The organism is Methermicoccus shengliensis DSM 18856, from assembly GCF_000711905.1.
GTDB classification, from domain to species: Archaea; Halobacteriota; Methanosarcinia; order DSM-18856; family Methermicoccaceae; genus Methermicoccus; species Methermicoccus shengliensis.
The window spans coordinates 147,583-163,829 of the sequence record NZ_JONQ01000007.1; the positions used below are offsets into that span (position 1 = coordinate 147,583).

Sequence of the window (16,247 nt, forward strand, 5' to 3'; positions counted from 1 at the left end):
CCGGACAGTAGCCCCTACCCAAACACCGCTCTCTTTACCGCCTCGATGGTGGCGTCCACCTCAATGGGAGGGGGAGAGTTGGCTATTGCGGTCTCTGGGTCCTTCAGCAGATGGCCAGTGGTAATGCACACCACACTCTCGTCCTCCTGAATGACGCCCATATCAAGCAGCTTTTTGAGTCCAGCCACGGAAGCCGCACTTGCGGGCTCCACCCCTATCCCCTCCCTCTGGGCGAGTGCACGCTGAGAGGCGAGGATTTGCTCATCGCTCACATCCACCGCATACCCCCCGCTCTCATAAATGGCAGAAAGTGCCTTTTTGGCGTTCACGGGGTTGCCGATGCGTATGGCGGTGGCCACAGTCTCGGGCGTGGGCTCCGGGGCAATCTCAAGTGCTCTGGCAGCAAACGCCTCCACGATGGGCTTGGAGCCCTCTGCCTGAATGCCACACATCTTGGGTACGCTCTCCGTGATGCCAAGGTCCCTTAGCTCACGAAAGCCCTTGTAGATGGCGCTGATGTTTCCAGCATTGCCCACGGGCAGCACCACACAGTCGGGAACGTGCCATCCGAGAGCCTCGGCCACCTCAAACGCAATCGTCTTTTGCCCCTCCAGTCTGTAGGGGTTAACAGAGTTCAGGAGATAGAAGCCCTCGCTCTCGCACAGCTGCCTCACGAGCTCCAGGGCCTCATCGAAGTTGCCCTGTATGGATAGCACCTTTGCCCCGTGCATCAGCGCCTGAGCCACCTTGCCAAGTGCCACCTTGCCACTTGGAAGCAGCACCACTGCGGGAATGTTCGCCCTCGCACCATATATCGCGAGCGATGCCGATGTGTTGCCAGTGGAGGCACACGCCACCACCTTCATACCAAGCTCGAGGGCTTTGCTCACCCCCACGGTCATCCCCCTGTCCTTGAACGAGCCAGTGGGGTTCATTCCCTCGTGCTTCACATACAGCTCCCTTATTCCAAGCTCCCTCTCCAGCTCATTGCACCGATAGAGAGGTGTTCCTCCTTCCAATAGAGTTATGGGCTCTCTCCTTACTGGAAGCAGGCTCCTGTACTTCCACACGCACAGCCTGCCAGGTGCCGTTATGGTGGATGGGTCTATGTCGTCCAGATTGTATGCAATCTCGAGCAGCCCTCCACACTCACAGGTGTACACCACCTCATCTGGCGCGTACTCCCTACCGCACTCGATACATCGCTGAACGTACATTCCTCCACACCTCACGAGATGGCACTACAAAAAGGTTGTGATGAGTGCTTAATCCCTGACCTCCAACGCACGCTCCACGAGCCTTCTGCCCTCTGGAGCAGAAAAGAGGGGTGCCTCCTCTATTTTCAGCCTCGCCCTCTCGGCATGAACCTCCTCACCCCTCGTGGGGTCATACCCACCCACGGACTCCTTGAGCCTGTATGCCAGCATCCCCCTTCGCTGCCATGGGGGGGCTTTGGCAAGGTTGATACCCCTCTCGAACAGCAGCTCATGGAGCTGCTCTGCCCCCTTGCCCGCAAGGTGGGCCGCAGCCTGCTCATTACTCATTCCCTCACCCACGAGTGTATAGAATGCGTATGAGTTCATGCAGTTTCGCCAGCACTCCGCCTGCCTCCATATGAGGTAGTCCACCACCTCTCCCCTCTGGAGGGGTATCAGCCTTGCATCAAAGCAAAGGGGCTCTTTTGGCTTGAATTCATAGAGTGCAGATGTGAACACAGAGGAGGCGAGGCTTGCCGCCACAGAGTCGAGCTTTTCCACCCTCCCGTCAAAGGGTAGATGCTCAAGATACACGTTGAACTCATCAGAGAACGCATACACCACAAGGGGAGAGAACACTCCACTTGTGAAGAACGCATGGCATACCGCCACAGATGCCTCTCTCATCGCTTCATCATAGGGCTTTTGCACTCCAAGCCGTGAAAGCACCCTGCTAAACGCCACCCCATCCAGCCTAAGCATGATGGGTGGGGCAACTTTAAGCTGGGCATATACCTCTCTGTGCTTGAAGGACTTCATGCACCCTTAGCGGACGGCCGCCCTGAAATCTGCCTCCTCCTCTTCTGTCTCCTCCTCCCTCCTGGAGACTCTGACGGGGTGTACCATGAGGGCCACGTCGTCCACAGCGGTGATCCACCTGTATGGAAGGTACACACCCTTGCCCCTCACATCGAACAGGCTCTCGTTCACGTCCACCACGGCAAGGCTCGTAATCGCACCCTCGGAAGAGTCTATCACCACGTCCTTGATTCTTCCCACATAGGTGCCATTCAGTGTATACAGGCTCAGCCCCAAAAGTGAGGTCATCTCCATCTTCATAGCGCCCACCATACCCTAAGGGCGACTCAACACCAGCCCATTTATAAGTTTCTCTTGGCACCGGGGCACATGGCAGGAGGGCACCCAAAATAAGGGGTTACGAAAAGCTAATATATAATTCGCTTTTACCCCTGCCCAGCACTGTTGAGGGTCTGGGCATGAGTACAGAGAGCGCGAGGGGAAGAAGATTCGTCGGGATATTGGCCACCTTCGTGACGATGTACATCTTCTGGCTTTTAAACTCAGGGCGGCTTGAGCCCTTCTACATCTCCATGGGCATTGTGTGCGCTGCTTTTGTCTCGGTGTTGTTTGAGAGCCACTTTGTGATGCTTCGCAATATTGGAGAGAGTCTCAAAATCATGGCGAGGTTTTTGGCATACGTTCCCTGGCTGATGTGGCAGATAGTGCTCGCCAACTGGGACGTGGCCAAGAGGGCAATATCCCCCAGCATGCCCATAGACCCGAGGATCATAGCAGTGGACTCCCATCTGAGGAGCACGCTGGCGAGGGTCACCTTCGCCAACTCCATCACCCTCACCCCCGGGACAATCACCGTAGACATCGACGAGGACGGCACGTTCTACGTGCACGCAATAGCTGAGGAGCCCGCACAGAGTCTGCTCGAACCCGTGCCATGCGAAATGGCGGTAAGGTCGGGCTACATCTATGGAGAGAACGAGAGGTGGAAGGCGTGAGCATCTTCGAGGTCTTTATATGGGTGCTGCTGTTCACGAGCTTTCTCGCCCTATACAGGGCGATAAGAGGACCCTCCGTGTACGACAGGGTGGTGGGCATCAACGCCGTGGGCACCAAGACCATCGTGGTGCTCGTGCTCATAGGATACGTGTATGCTCGACCCTCCTTCTTTGATATCCCTCTGCTGTATGCCATCTTGAATTTCATATCCGTCATCGTGATTGCCAAATACCTTGAGAGGGGGAGGGTGGACGAATGATTGAACTCATCAGAATGGCGGTAGCGTTTGGTCTCATGGTGGGTGGGGCGTTCTTCATGCTTACGGGCTCAATAGGGCTCATCAGGTTTCCGGATGTGTACACGAGGATGCACGCGACTGGAAAGTGCGACACCCTCGGTGAGGTGCTCATCCTCAGTGGACTCATCGTGTATCAGGGAATAGACCTCGTGAGCATGAAGATGCTGTTCATAATAATATTCATACTCATCACAAGCCCCATAGCCACCCACGCGATGTTCAAGGCAGCCATCACCAACGGGCACGCGATGTGGACAAAGCATGGCAAAAAGGTGTGGAGCAAGGAGGAGCACAGATGATCTGGTCTGTTGACATCCTGCTGCTAATCTTTGTGGTGGTGCTCGCAATAGCATCAATAGAGGCAAAAGACCTGCTCGTTGCCACCGTGCTGTTTGGGGGCTTTAGCTTTCTCATGGCAGTGATATGGGTGGAGCTGAATTCCGTGGACGTGGCGTTTACTGAGGCTGCAGTGGGCGCTGGAGTATCCACCGTGCTCATGGTGGCGGCAATAGCCCAGACCGCGAGGTATGAGGAGGGAAAGGGTAAGTGAGGCGGTATCTTGCAATTCTCAGCTGCCTGCTGTTCTGGGCACTGCTCATGTATGGAGCGATGGACCTTCCCAACTTCGGAGACCCAAACGCTCCAGCCAACGAGCACGTGGTTCCAAGGTATCTGGAGGGGGCTCTCGAAGAGTGCGGAGTGCCCAACGTGGTGACCGCAGTGCTGGCAAACTACAGAGGCTATGACACACTGGGTGAGACCACTGTGATATTCACGGCTGGAATATCGGTTATCCTTCTTGTGAGGAGGAGGTGGGAATGAAGGTAGATACCACACCCTTCACACAGGATATCATCCTCAGGGTGGGTGGCTACCTGATGGTGCCCTTCATATTCATGTGGGCGCTGTATGTGCTCATCCATGGTGCACTCGGTCCTGGAGGGGGCTTTCAGGCTGGGGTGATCATGGCTGCAGCCTTCATATTCCATGCCACAGTGTTCGGAGTCGATGCCACCAAGAAAAAGCTGCCTGTAAAGCCCCTTGCAGTGATAGCCAGCCTCGGGTTAATGATGTATGCTGGTATTGGGATTGCTGCCATCATGTTTGGGGGCAACTTTCTCGAGTATGGAGTGATACCGTTCTCCGTGCATCCCGAGGTGTCCAGTGAGTATGGTATAGAGGTGGTGGAGATAGGCATAGGGCTCACTGTGATGGCAATCATGACATCCATCTTCTATGATCTTGCTGTAAGGGAGGAATAGCATGCTGGAGCTGTTGCTTGCCAAGTACAACTACATCATATACATCACCCTCATGACCATCGGCTTCTATGGGATGATAGCCAAGAGCAACCTGATAAAGAAGCTAATCGCCATGAGCATCTTTCAGTACTCCATCTTTTTGCTGTACATCTCGGCAGCCGATGTGGAGGGTGGCACAGCTCCCATCCTGTTGGGCGAGGAGGTGCAGTATGTGAACCCCCTGCCCCACGTGCTCATCCTCACCGCCATCGTGGTGGCGGTTAGCACGCTCGCCGTGGGGCTTTCCCTCGTTATAAGGATGTACAGGCGGTTTGGAACAATAGAGGAGGATAAAATTCTGGAGCTGAGCCGATGATGCTCGAAAACCACCTTCCAATTCTCCTCATAGCAGTGGGGCTGCTCGGTGCGTTTTTCACTCCACTGCTCGGGATGATGAGCAGAAGGCTGTGCAACCCATGGACGACTGTAATAACGTTTGCACAGTTTGCCCTGAGCATCGCCCTGCTCTACAAGGTGATGAGCAGCGGGAATGTGAGCTACTGGCTTGGGGGATGGGAGCCCCCATGGGGCATAGAGTACTACGTGGACCTGCTCAACGCGTTCGTGCTGGTAGTGGTGTCCTTTGTTTGCTTTGCCGTGTCCATCTATGCAAGACGCAGCAACGAAGCCGAGGTTCCGGGAAAGGAGGTTGCGTTTTACACACTGTACATTCTGCTCGCCACCGGAATGCTCGGCATCGTGGTAACGGGGGACATATTCAACATGTACGTGTTCTTGGAGATTGCCTCGCTGGCTGCGTATGCCCTGATATCGGTGGGAGATAAGCACGCCCTGAGGGCGAGCTTCAACTACATGATAATGGGCACTATCTCGGCATGCTTCATCCTCATCGGCATAGGCTACCTCTACATAATGACTGGCTCGCTCAACATGGCAGACCTTCATCGCCTGCTTCCCCCCCTATATGGTACCCGCGTGGTGCTCGCAGCACTCATACTGCTCATCGTGGGCCTCAGCATCAAGGTGGCGCTGTTTCCCCTGCACACGTGGCTGCCAGATGCATACACCCATGCACCATCGAGTGTGAGTGCGATGCTCTCTGGCACGTTCACCAAGGTGGGCGTGTATGCCATGATAAGGATACTGTTCACTGTGTTCTCTCCATCCTATGTGATCAAGATGGTGCCCGTGGCCGACGTGCTCGCATGGGTGGCAGCCATAGCCATCATCGCGGGCTCTGTGCTCGCCATAGCCCAGTACGACATCAAGCGCATGCTCGCATACTCCACCGTGAGCCAGGTGGGGTACATGGTGCTCGGGGTTGGCATGGCGACCAAGATTGCGATTGTGGGAGGAATATTCCACATCCTCGCCCACTCCATGATGAAAACTGGGCTGTTCCTGGTGGCAGGAGCCATCATCTACAGGACGGGGATAAGAAACATCTATCAGCTCAGGGGCATGGGAAAGAAGATGCCCTTTACCATGGCTGCATTCGTGATTGGAGCGCTCTCCATGATAGGCATCCCACCCACACTCGGATTCGTGAGCAAGCTGCTGCTGGGCTGGGGAGCGTTTGAAGGTGGGCACTGGGTGTTTCTCGCCGTGATACTCGTAAGCAGCCTGCTCAATGCGGTGTACTTCTGGAGGGTGTTTGAGAACGCTTACTTTGGGGTGCACGAGGACATAGAGCGGGAGGAGGCGCCGCTGAGCATGCTCGTGCCCACGCTTGCGTTTGCGATAATAACGGTCGTGCTGGGCATACTGGCGCTCATTCCCATAGGCGTGATAGAACCCTGGGTGGTAGAGGTTCTGAGTTAGGAGGTGAACGATGGAAGCGATAACGTCAGCAACTCCAGCCCTTGCAGTGCTCGTATCTCTCGTGGCAGCGGCGCTAATATTGCTCACGGGAAGGCATCCCAACCTCAGGGAGAGCGTATCGGTGGGTGCCAGCCTCATAAAGTTCGCCATCGTGGCGTCCATGATGCCCACGGTGCTCGCTGGAACGCTCATCGAGTTCAAAGTGGTGGACATCCTTCCCAACCTGCCCATCATGTTCAGGGTGGATGCATTTGGCATGGTGTTCGGGCTCACCGCTTCTTTCCTGTGGATACTCACCACCCTCTACTCCATGGGATACATGCGCTCACTCGAGGAGCACTCCCAGACGAGGTACTACTTCTGCTTTGCCATTGCCCTCTCCTCTGCCATGGGCATAGCGTTCGCAGCCAACCTCGTCACACTGTTCATCTTCTATGAGCTGCTCACCGTCTCCACATACCCGCTGGTGGTGCACAGCGAGACGCCAGAGGCGATGAGCGCTGGCAGAAAGTACCTGCTCTATCTGCTCACGGCTGGAGTGTTCTTACTGTTCTCCACGATAGCGGTGTACTTCTATACGGGCACCACCGACTTCGCCTTTGGGGGCATCCTCGAGGGGCACGACATCCCCGTGAACATTATAAGGCTGCTGTTCATCACCTTCATGATAGGATGCACCAAGGCAGCCTTCATGCCCCTTCACTCATGGCTTCCCACCGCCATGATTGCGCCCACGCCAGTGAGCGCGCTGCTGCACGCGGTGGCGGTCGTGAAGGCGGGTGTGTTCACTGCGGTGAGAATAATCCTGTACATATTCGGAGTCAACCTGATGCAGGAGACCGGGCTGGCGCTGGCGATGGCATACTTCGTATCATTCACCATCATCACTGCGTCCATCTTCGCCCTCACTCAGGACAACCTGAAGATGAGGCTCGCATACTCCACCGTGAGCCAGCTCTCCTATATCGTGCTGGGGGTGTGTATGCTGACGCCAGCTGGCATAGTGGGGGGCATGTACCACATCGTGAACCATGCCCTCATGAAAATCACGCTATTCTTCTGTGCTGGAGCGATATTCGTGGCAACCGGCAAGAAAAACATCAGCGACATGGGAGGTGTGGGCAAGTTCATGCCCATCACGATGCTGGCGTTCTTCATCGCCAGCATGGGCATGATCGGCATTCCCCCATCCATCGGGTTTTTGAGCAAGTGGTTCATCAGCCTCGGGGCGATGGAGGCCCATCAGGCATTCTTCGCCTTTGTGATGGTGGCAAGCGGCATCCTCAACGCCGCATACTTCTTACCAATCGTGTACACGGCGTTCTTCAACAAGCCAAAAGAGGGTGAGCAATTCACAGAGGCCCCCATGATAATGGTGGTGCCCCTGCTAATCACCGCACTGCTCACCCTCACACTTGGAATTGCACCGCAGGGGGTGTACACCCTCCTGCTCCACGCACTACAGCAGGTGATGCCATGAGCTGGAGAGCAAAGACTATCGCACTGCTCGCTGGGGTGTTGGTGCTCGCCCTATTGGCCCCAGTGGTTGAGCAACCAGAGCATGCCCTCCCGATGGGGGAGATTGTGCTGTTCACACTACTCGGATGCGGGTACTACGTGCTCGTGATGGTGGTACTTCCGCACATCCTTCAGAGGGAGGTGATGGAATGATTCCTCCCGGGCTCATATTCCTGCTGGGAGCGCTGCTCATTCCACTGCTGAAGGGCAGGGTAAAGAAGGCATACCTGCTGCTCGTGCCTGCAATAGTGCTGGTCCAGCTGTTCTTCATGCACCCACAGGTGGGATGGGAGTTTCAGTGGCTCAACATGCACCTCGTGCTCCTCAATGCCGACAGGCTCAGCCTGTTTGTGGCATACGTATTTGCCATCATAGGCTTTCTTGCCATCCTGTACTCACTGCACGTGGATGATGATGCCCAGCACATCGCCTCCTTCATGTACATAGGAAGCTCCCTTGGAGTGGTGTTTGCTGGGGACTTCTTCTCGGTGGTGTTCTTCTGGGAGATGATGGGCATCACCTCGGTGATTCTCGTGTGGGCCCAGCGAGACAGAGAGTCGAGGGATGCTGCATACAGATACATCCTGTTCCACGTGTTTGGAGGTGGGCTGCTCATAGGGGGTGTGGTGGCTCAGTATGCCGCCACGGGCTCGCTCGCCCTGGGTCCAGTATCTCATGGACTGGCATACATCCTCGTGCTGCTCGGAATTGGTGTGAACACCGTGTTCATACCCCTGCACACATGGCTTCCGGATACCTACCCAAGGGCCACCATCACGGGAGCGGTGTTCATGTCGGTGTACACCACCAAGACGGGCGTGTACCTGCTCGCACGCACGTTCTCTGGAGTGGAGGCCGTTGCCATCATGGGGGGCATCATGGCAATATACGGGGTGACGTTCGCCCTGATGCAGAACGATGCCAGAAAGCTGCTCTCCTACCACATCGTGAGCCAGGTGGGGTACATGGTGGCAGGTATCGGGCTGGGGACCGCCCTCGCCATGAATGGCGGTATAGCCCACCTGTTCAACCACATCCTGTACAAGGCGCTGCTGTTCATGACCGTTGGAGCCGTGCTGTACAGTACTGGCATCAGAAACATTACCGAGATGGGTGGGCTGGCACGCAAGATGCCCATCACCACCCTGACGTTCTCGATAGCAGCGCTTTCGATTTCGGGCTTTCCGGGCTTCAATGGCTTTGTGAGCAAGGGAATGGTGATAGAGGCTGCCCACAGCATGCCCCTCGTGTGGGTGCTGCTCGAGCTTGCCTCGATAGGCACGTTCCTCTCCTTCCTGAAGCTGGGATACTACGGGTTCTTCAGAGAGAACAGGAATATCGAGGCCACCGAGGTTCCATACCACATGAGGGTGGCAATGCTGTGCACGGCGGCTCTGTGTGTGCTTCTCGGGCTGTATCCTCAGCTGATGTTCAGGGTGCTACCCTTCGAGGCACACTACGCTCCCTTCGAGCTGCTGAGGGTGAGTGAGACAACCGTGCTGTTCATGATAACCGGCATCGTGTTCATCGCCCTGCTGAAGGTGTTTGAGCCCCACCACGCCATCACCTATGACATCGACCACGTGTACCGTGCCCTTGGCAGGGGCTTCCTGTGGTTCATCAACAACCCCCTTGCAAGGGGTTCCCAGTGGACTGTGGATGTGTTCCTGCACATCAAGGACGCGCTCATCTGGATTGGAAAGAACCCCACGGGCGCCATGGTGCTCCTACTCATAACACCCTACCTGCGGCTCGTGGCCATCCTGAAGGGGCGTCAAGAACTGTACAGGAAGATGATCGAGAAGATGTGGAAGAGCTATCCGGGGGAGCCCGTGAGAAGGGAGCCCATAGGCGATGCGGTCATTCTCGTGCTTGTGTTCGTGGTAGCATATGGAGTGTACTACCTATTCCTCAGATAGGGGGCTGAAAGATGTATAGACTCTCACCACCTCATAGGAGGAATGGAGTTTGGTAGCTCCAAAGAGGGCCCTGCTCAGCGTTTTTGACAAAAGGGGCATCACAGAGCTTGCTCGCTTTCTTGCCGATAGAGGCGTGGAGATCATCAGCACGGGTGGAACCGCGAGCATACTCGATGAGGCAAACATTCCCTTCTGTCCAATCTCAGAGTACACACTGTATCCAGAGCTCATGAACGGGAGGGTGAAAACACTCCACCCCAAGATTCATGGTGGCATCCTCGCCCGCCGAGATAAAGAGCACCACCTGAAGGAGGCAGCAGAGCACGGCATAGAGCTCATCGACCTCGTGTGTGTGAATCTGTACCCGTTTGAGAGCGTTGTGAGAAAGGGATGCACGCTCGACGAGGCCATAGAGAACATAGACATCGGAGGTCCAACCCTCATAAGGGCAGCTGCCAAGAACTTCGAGGCGGTCGTTGTGCTCACAGACCCAGCAGACTACGAGCCAGTGATGAAGGAGATAGAGCACACGGGAAAGGTGAGTCTCGAGACCAGAAAGAGGCTGGCTGTGAAGGCCTTCAGGCACACCGCAAACTACGATGCAAAGATAGACACATACCTCTCGAGCGAGCTGTGTGGTGAGAGGGTGCTGAGGCTCATGTTTACACAGGGAAGGGTGCTGAGATATGGTGAGAACTGGCATCAGAGGGCAGAGCTGTATGTGGAGCAAGATGTGACCGAGTGCACCCTCCCCAAGGCGAGGCAGCTTCATGGAAAGCAGATGTCATACAACAACTATGTTGACCTCGACTGTGCCCTTCAGTGCGTAAGGAGTATCGCTGCCCTCGCAGATGATGCGGTGGTGGCAATCGTAAAGCACAACAACCCGTGTGGGCTTGCCACGGGCAAACGCCTCTCTGAAGTGCTTCAGGCAGCGTGGGCTGGAGACCCCATATCGGCATTTGGAAGCCTCATATGCACCAACCGTCCATTTGACATGGAGGCTGCAGCATTCCTCAAGGACAAGTTCGTGGAGGCGGTGCTCGCCCCCTCGTTCGAGCCAGATGCCCTAAATGCTCTAAAGGCCAAGAGCCCAAATATAAGGCTGCTGGAGCTTGAGGGAGACTGGAGCGAGCTGTCCATAGAGTACACCTACCGATACATACCCGGAGGTATGCTAAGGCAGACGAGGGACACTGAGAGTGTGGCAGAGTGGAGATGCGTGAGCAGGAGACAGTTTCCAGAGCACAAGGTGCCGCTTGCCATGTTCTCGTGGGTGGCGTGTAAGCACACCCGCTCCAACGCCATCGTGATAGCCGAGGAGTATGCCCCTCATGCGTACAGAGTGCTGAGCATGGGGGCTGGGCAGCCAAACAGGGTGGACTCCATAAGGAGGCTCGCCATCCCCAAGGCATACGATAACCTGAAAATGGCATATGGACTCGAGGGAGAGGAGCTGGAGGAGGTGGCAAGAAGAGTGCTCTCCGAGTGCGTGCTCTCATCGGACGCATTCTTCCCCTTTGCAGACAGCATAGAGGCCGCAGCACAGGGACATATCCAGTACATCGTCTCGCCGGGTGGCTCCATCAGGGACGACGAGGTGATTGCGGCAGCCGACAGGCTGAACATCGCCATGGTGTTTACCAAGATGCGCCACTTTCTTCACTGAGTTCGAGGACGAGCTCATCTCCTTCCCTCACACCCAGGAGATGCGAGGCACTGCCCCCACCAAGGGCAAGCTCAAAAAAGCCGAGGGTCCCCCTATACAGCACGAGCCGTCCTTGTTCATACGAGTCCGTGAGAAGGAAAGGATGCCCCCTCACAGTGCCTCTTCCACTGGGAAGGGCTGCAGAGTTCGGAATGGCGAGCACGAGATTACCAAACCCATCCACATAGAGCACCTTCGTGTGCACCTCCTCTCCGCTGAGGTGCACGTGCTCGAGTGTGAGCTCCACGATGCTCTGAGTGGGCATGCCCATCTCTGAGGGACTCACGCCATTTTCGAGCATTGCCGCAGCCACCGCATACTCCACACCAGAGCCCATCTCCCACTGAGCCCTCTCCCACAGCTGTGTCCCGTCCAGCTCAAAGAGCTCGCCCCCTCCCAGCACCTCTGCCGCAGGGCATAGCACCCCGCTGTCTGGACCCACGAGCGTGCCCCTTTTCGTGCGCACGACGAGCATTCTCGAACGACCCCTCACCTCTGAGCCCAGCACGCACACATGGATGGCATCGGGAAACCACACGCTTGCACATCTTAAGAATAGAGCTCCAGCGACCACGTTGCCCCGCGGCACCTCGTGGCTCACGTCCACTATCTTGGCATTCGGACTCAAGGCGAGGATGGCACCCTTCAGCGCTGCGGGATACAGCGTACCAAAGTCAGTGGTGAGGGTTATCATACATACAGCCTCGATGAGTATATGAACCAGAGCCCAAAGCCCACAAGGAAGATGCCGCACGCCCCGAGTATCGCGCGGTACACGCCATCAGAGATGAACCGCCTCGTCCTCGAGAACAACATCGCCACGCCAGCATACCACGCAAGGTCAGAGAGCAGGTGGCCTGCCATGAAGGTGAGGGCTGCAAGGATGCTTGGAAGCCCGAGCAGTATGAGGGCGAGCCCCACGGTAAGCCACCATACCCAGAAATACGGGTTGGATGCCGAGGTCAACATGCCCGCAGCATAGGGGCTGCTGAACACACCACTCCTCAGAGAGAAGGTGCCAAAGGCACTTTTTATTGTCAGAGCCCCGAAAAGGCACAGCGCCACTCCACCAAGCAGCCCTATCTCGGCAATCCACTGATGCACCACCGAGTACACTCCATACACGATGAGGACAAATATTCCCATTTCGAGGGTGGCATGCCCCATCACCACCTTCGGACCTGCCCGCCACCCCTCCTTTATGGAGTGCTCGATTGTCGCAAACAGCATGGGACCAGGGGCCATTGCACCCGTGAGTCCAAGTGTGAACCCCACTACCAGCGCCTCTATCGCATGCATGGGGCTCACAGTATGATATCTATTCCGAGGTGCTCGGCAAGCTCCTTGTATCGATTGCGTATCGTGACCTCGGTAACGCCAGCAACTTCCGCAACCTCACGCTGGGTCTTGCGGTCATTGCACTGTATTGAGCTTATGTAGATGGCGGCAGCGGCCACCCCCGTGGGCCCCCTCCCGCTCGTGAGCTCCTTTTCACCAGCCTGCCTTAGAATCTCGATTGCCCTTGCCTGCACCTCACCGCTCAGACCCAGCCCAGAGCAGAACCTCGGCACGTAATCTATTGGAGATGTGGGTAAGAGCTTGAGCCCGAGCTCTCTTGAGACAAAGCGGTATGTCCTCCCAATCTCCTTTCTGGAGACCCTCGACACCTCCGCAATCTCATCGAGGGTTCTGGGCACACTGCACTGCCTGCACGCCGCATACAGCGCTGCGGCAGCCACCCCCTCGATGCTTCTTCCACGAATCAGGTTTTTGTCCACTGCCTTTCGGTATATCACGGCAGCCGTCTCCCTCACATTTCTCGGAAGCCCGAGGGCAGATGCCATCCTGTCCATCTCCGAGAGCGCAAACGCCAGGTTTCTCTCAGTGGCATTGCTCACCCTTATCCTTCGCTGCCACTTTCTCAGCCTGTACAGCTGGGCTCTGTTCTTGGAGGATATGGACTTGCCATATGCATCTCTGTTCCTCCAGTCTATCATCGTTGAGAGGCCCTTGTCGTGAATTGTGAACGTCATGGGCGCCCCCACCCTCGAGCGCTTCATCCTCTGGTCATGGTCAAACGCCCTCCACTCTGGACCCTCGTCCATGAAGTTGGAGTCAACAACGAGGCCACACCTCTCGCACACGAGCTCCGCCCGCTCATAGTCCCTCACAAGGACACGGCTCCCGCACTCCGGGCATGCCACCGTCTCCTCTACCCTCTCCCTCTCGGGAGCCTCCGCTACCTTCTCCACTACTTTTTCCTTTTCCACCTCTGATGGCCTTTCCTTCTCAATCTCACTTCCTGCCATTATAATCACCCTCTAACGAGTGTAGAGCCTCTGACCCACGAGGCTCTCAGCCCTCACACCCCTCTGCACCCTCACCGCAGCATAGGGGCTGCGCACAGGGCCCATCACATCGTGCAACCAGCCTATCTTCCTGTTGGTCTTGGTATACACTGGAGAGCCCAGCTTAGTGCGACTGGCGTCGAATGCCTCAATCTTGAGGATGAGCTTCCCCTGGGCAGAGAGGTGTAGCACCGTTCCCAATCTCCTCATGTGCTGTGGACACCCCAATCTATATATATGAGTTATCAAACATACCATATAAAGATTTCTCAAAAATAATAATCAAATTTTTTTATTAAATATGTTGAATTAGTATGTATGCCCCTCAGCATGCGTTCTTATCCAACAACATATCAGTGGGAAATTCTCATAACACAGCTCCATCAAAAGATTTTTACGTCCACTACCACGTGCTCCACGCCTGGGGAGAACTTCTTCACCCTTCTCATACCCATGACCTCAGAGCTCACACCCTCGAGAGCTGCCGCCCTCTCGATGTGCTCAAAGGGCCGCTGGGGACTGAGTACGGAGGGCACACTCTCATGATAGTGGATGATTCCACTGCCATCCAGCAGCCCGATGGCCCTCCTGAGGTACCCAACGGGATGCCCCACCACCGAGAAATCACCTATTAACCCCATAATCACCCTGTCTGCAGGCTCTGGGGGCTCGAGTTCGAGACAGCTTCCCAGCATGGGCACCACCCTATCCTCCACACGATTTAGGGTGATGCCCTCGCACAGATACGAGTGCGCCACCGGATTGAGCTCCATGGCATACACGCGCCTCGGCGATGCCCACACGGCACACGGTAGCGTGAAGTAGCCTATGCCGGCGAACATGTCCACCACCACCTCATCATGCCCAACGCTCGCCATGCGCATGCGCTCGAACTGGTTGCCCTTGGAGAACATCACCCTGCACACATCCATGGGATAGAGCACACCGTTTTCTCTGTGCACCGTGTACGAGGATGCCCCCTCCGGATACACAACCTCCCGTTTCGGTGTTCTGAGCTGCCCCTCGATGCCAAAGTCCAGCACCACACACCTGCACATGGGATGCAGCTCGAGCAGGGCCTTGGCTATCTCCCGTCTTCGGGAGAGCAGGGGCTCCTTTAGCTTCACCACCATGATGTCGCCCACTATCTGCCACCGCCTCGGAAGGAGCCGTCTTTCCTCTGGGCTAAGGTGGGCGAGTACATCCATCAAGTCCCTCATCTCAGCAGCTCGAGAGCCTCCCTCACTGTGGCTCCCTCGTGAACGATGGCGCATATCGCGCGCGTGATTTTCGTGGGCTCGTCATGCTGGAAAACGTTTCTACCCACTGCAACCCCCCTTGCTCCAGCCTGCATCGCTCCCTCCACCATCCTCAAAAACTGCTCATCCGTCTCGGTCTTGGGGCCCCCCGCCATCACCACTGGCACGGGACAGCCCTCCACGACCTTCGAGAAGGAGTCCGCATCGCCGGTGTAGTTGGTTTTCACGATGTCTGCCCCAAGCTCAGCACCCACGCGGGCAACGTGTGCCACCACCTCTGGATCGTATGGGTTGGATATTGCCTTCCCTCTCGGGTACATCATGGCAAGCAATGGCATGCCCCAGAACTCGCATCTTTCTGCCACGTGTCCCAGTATCTCGAGCTGCCTTGGCTCGGTGGTAGCCCCTATGTTGATGTGCACCGAGACGGCATCAGCACCCATCTTCAGTGCCTCCTCCACGGTGCACACCTGCACCTTGTCGTTTGGGTCGCTGGAGAGGGCGGTGGATGCACTCATGTGTATTATGAGCCCTATGTCCCTGCCATAGCCTCTATACCCGTGCTTGACCATCCCCTTCTGCTGCAGCACTGCATTGGCTCCCCCTTCTGCCACCATGTCCACCATCCTCGGCAAGTCTATAAGCCCCTTTATGGGACCCTCCGAGATGCCGTGGTCCATGGGTATTATCACAGTGTTGCCACTATCCCTGTTTATGATTCTCTCTATCCTCACTCTCTTTCCAATCTCACTCACGACACCACCCCCATGAACGCCTAAGGGATGTCCAAGGAGAACTGCTACAACAGCCTTCTCAGCTCATCTTCCAGTATGTCTGCCCTCGTAACGCCCTGAAAAACCTGCATGATTTCGTTGTCCTTCTCTATGATGAGGGTGGGCACCACCCTTATCCCATACCTTGCCGCCAGCTCTGGATTCTCGTCAACATCCACTACCCTTATGTCCACCGCATCTCCCAGCCTCTGCTTTAGCCTCTCAAGCTCGGGCTTCTGAAGCCTGCATGGACCACACCATGAAGCCGAAAAATCATAAAGCACAGGTTTTCCCATATACCGTACCTCCATGCAGGTGTGAGGAGTTATA

General features: G+C 56.0%; 22 protein-coding genes. 12 read left to right on the top strand and 10 right to left on the bottom strand.

What is annotated here, in order from left to right:
* Positions 1-14: 14 nt before the first annotated feature.
* The 3 genes from thrC to BP07_RS01190 are packed head-to-tail and all read right to left on the bottom strand — an operon-like array spanning position 15 to position 2,315.
* On the bottom strand, positions 15-1,217 hold the full coding sequence (thrC, locus tag BP07_RS01180) for a threonine synthase (RefSeq protein ID WP_042684547.1): 1,203 nt from the start codon (positions 1,215-1,217) through the stop codon (positions 15-17).
* A 48-nt stretch (positions 1,218-1,265) separates the two neighbouring features.
* On the bottom strand, positions 1,266-2,015 hold the full coding sequence (locus BP07_RS01185; RefSeq protein WP_042684549.1) for a tRNA(His) guanylyltransferase Thg1 family protein: 750 nt from the start codon (positions 2,013-2,015) through the stop codon (positions 1,266-1,268).
* Positions 2,016-2,021: 6 nt separating this feature from the next.
* Entirely contained in the window at positions 2,022-2,315 is a 294-nt protein-coding gene (locus BP07_RS01190) for a PRC-barrel domain-containing protein (RefSeq protein WP_042684552.1), read from the bottom strand.
* Between the two features lie 158 nt (positions 2,316-2,473).
* Between BP07_RS01190 and BP07_RS01195 the strand changes: the two genes are divergently transcribed.
* From BP07_RS01195 to purH, 12 genes are read left to right on the top strand one after another with little or no spacing between them, the layout of a single operon-like run.
* Positions 2,474-3,010, top strand: a complete 537-nt coding sequence (locus tag BP07_RS01195) for a Na+/H+ antiporter subunit E (RefSeq protein ID WP_052353074.1) — start codon at positions 2,474-2,476, stop codon at positions 3,008-3,010.
* Positions 3,007-3,270 carry a monovalent cation/H+ antiporter complex subunit F gene (locus tag BP07_RS01200; RefSeq protein ID WP_245597013.1) on the top strand — a complete coding sequence of 88 codons (264 nt, stop codon included), beginning with the start codon at positions 3,007-3,009 and terminating at the stop codon, positions 3,268-3,270. Before BP07_RS01195 ends, BP07_RS01200 begins: the two co-directional genes overlap by 4 nt.
* On the top strand, positions 3,267-3,608 hold the full coding sequence (gene mnhG, locus BP07_RS01205; protein ID WP_211247030.1) for a monovalent cation/H(+) antiporter subunit G: 342 nt from the start codon (positions 3,267-3,269) through the stop codon (positions 3,606-3,608). The genes BP07_RS01200 and mnhG overlap by 4 nt, the downstream gene beginning before the upstream one ends.
* Positions 3,605-3,859 (top strand): hydrogenase subunit MbhD domain-containing protein, encoded by a 255-nt coding sequence (locus BP07_RS08975; protein ID WP_042684553.1) that lies wholly within the window; start codon positions 3,605-3,607, stop codon positions 3,857-3,859. Before mnhG ends, BP07_RS08975 begins: the two co-directional genes overlap by 4 nt.
* A complete protein-coding gene (gene mbhE, locus BP07_RS08980) occupies positions 3,856-4,131 on the top strand; it encodes a hydrogen gas-evolving membrane-bound hydrogenase subunit E (protein WP_042684555.1) in 276 nt (91 codons plus the stop codon). The genes BP07_RS08975 and mbhE overlap by 4 nt, the downstream gene beginning before the upstream one ends.
* Complete coding sequence (locus BP07_RS01220; protein ID WP_042684558.1) at positions 4,128-4,571, top strand: Na(+)/H(+) antiporter subunit B; 444 nt, start codon at positions 4,128-4,130, stop codon at positions 4,569-4,571. The genes mbhE and BP07_RS01220 overlap by 4 nt, the downstream gene beginning before the upstream one ends.
* 1 nt (position 4,572) lies before the next feature.
* Complete coding sequence (locus BP07_RS01225) at positions 4,573-4,926, top strand: cation:proton antiporter subunit C (RefSeq protein ID WP_211247031.1); 354 nt, start codon at positions 4,573-4,575, stop codon at positions 4,924-4,926.
* Positions 4,923-6,392 (top strand): monovalent cation/H+ antiporter subunit D family protein, encoded by a 1,470-nt coding sequence (locus tag BP07_RS01230; protein WP_052353075.1) that lies wholly within the window; start codon positions 4,923-4,925, stop codon positions 6,390-6,392. Before BP07_RS01225 ends, BP07_RS01230 begins: the two co-directional genes overlap by 4 nt.
* A 10-nt stretch (positions 6,393-6,402) precedes the next feature.
* Positions 6,403-7,872: a monovalent cation/H+ antiporter subunit D family protein gene (locus BP07_RS01235; protein ID WP_042684563.1), complete on the top strand. Its 1,470-nt coding sequence runs from the start codon at positions 6,403-6,405 to the stop codon at positions 7,870-7,872.
* On the top strand, positions 7,869-8,063 hold the full coding sequence (locus BP07_RS08720) for a hypothetical protein (protein ID WP_042684565.1): 195 nt from the start codon (positions 7,869-7,871) through the stop codon (positions 8,061-8,063). The genes BP07_RS01235 and BP07_RS08720 overlap by 4 nt, the downstream gene beginning before the upstream one ends.
* A complete protein-coding gene (locus tag BP07_RS01245; RefSeq protein WP_052353077.1) occupies positions 8,060-9,829 on the top strand; it encodes a Na(+)/H(+) antiporter subunit D in 1,770 nt (589 codons plus the stop codon). The genes BP07_RS08720 and BP07_RS01245 overlap by 4 nt, the downstream gene beginning before the upstream one ends.
* 49 nt (positions 9,830-9,878) lie before the next feature.
* The gene (gene purH / locus BP07_RS01250) at positions 9,879-11,498 is read left to right on the top strand and encodes a bifunctional phosphoribosylaminoimidazolecarboxamide formyltransferase/IMP cyclohydrolase (protein ID WP_042684568.1); all 1,620 of its coding nucleotides are present in this window, start codon (positions 9,879-9,881) and stop codon (positions 11,496-11,498) included.
* Here purH and BP07_RS01255 read toward each other — a convergent pair.
* From BP07_RS01255 to BP07_RS01285, 7 genes are all read right to left on the bottom strand, one after another.
* Positions 11,470-12,231 (bottom strand): SAM hydrolase/SAM-dependent halogenase family protein, encoded by a 762-nt coding sequence (locus BP07_RS01255; protein ID WP_042684570.1) that lies wholly within the window; start codon positions 12,229-12,231, stop codon positions 11,470-11,472. The two genes, purH and BP07_RS01255, sit on opposite strands and share 29 nt — an antisense overlap.
* Positions 12,228-12,836: a LysE family translocator gene (locus BP07_RS01260; protein ID WP_042684993.1), complete on the bottom strand. Its 609-nt coding sequence runs from the start codon at positions 12,834-12,836 to the stop codon at positions 12,228-12,230. Before BP07_RS01260 ends, BP07_RS01255 begins: the two co-directional genes overlap by 4 nt.
* 5 nt (positions 12,837-12,841) lie before the next feature.
* The gene (locus BP07_RS01265) at positions 12,842-13,846 is read right to left on the bottom strand and encodes a transcription initiation factor IIB (RefSeq protein ID WP_042684573.1); all 1,005 of its coding nucleotides are present in this window, start codon (positions 13,844-13,846) and stop codon (positions 12,842-12,844) included.
* Between the two features lie 12 nt (positions 13,847-13,858).
* On the bottom strand, positions 13,859-14,095 hold the full coding sequence (locus BP07_RS01270; RefSeq protein WP_042684575.1) for an H/ACA ribonucleoprotein complex subunit GAR1: 237 nt from the start codon (positions 14,093-14,095) through the stop codon (positions 13,859-13,861).
* A gap of 173 nt (positions 14,096-14,268) precedes the next feature.
* Positions 14,269-15,105, bottom strand: coding sequence for a class I SAM-dependent methyltransferase (locus BP07_RS01275; RefSeq protein ID WP_042684577.1), 837 nt, complete (start codon positions 15,103-15,105; stop codon positions 14,269-14,271).
* Complete coding sequence (locus BP07_RS01280) at positions 15,102-15,899, bottom strand: 2-amino-3,7-dideoxy-D-threo-hept-6-ulosonate synthase (RefSeq protein ID WP_042684580.1); 798 nt, start codon at positions 15,897-15,899, stop codon at positions 15,102-15,104. The genes BP07_RS01275 and BP07_RS01280 overlap by 4 nt, the downstream gene beginning before the upstream one ends.
* 44 nt (positions 15,900-15,943) lie before the next feature.
* Positions 15,944-16,228: a thioredoxin family protein gene (locus BP07_RS01285; protein WP_245597014.1), complete on the bottom strand. Its 285-nt coding sequence runs from the start codon at positions 16,226-16,228 to the stop codon at positions 15,944-15,946.
* Between the last annotated feature and the right edge of the window lie 19 nt (positions 16,229-16,247).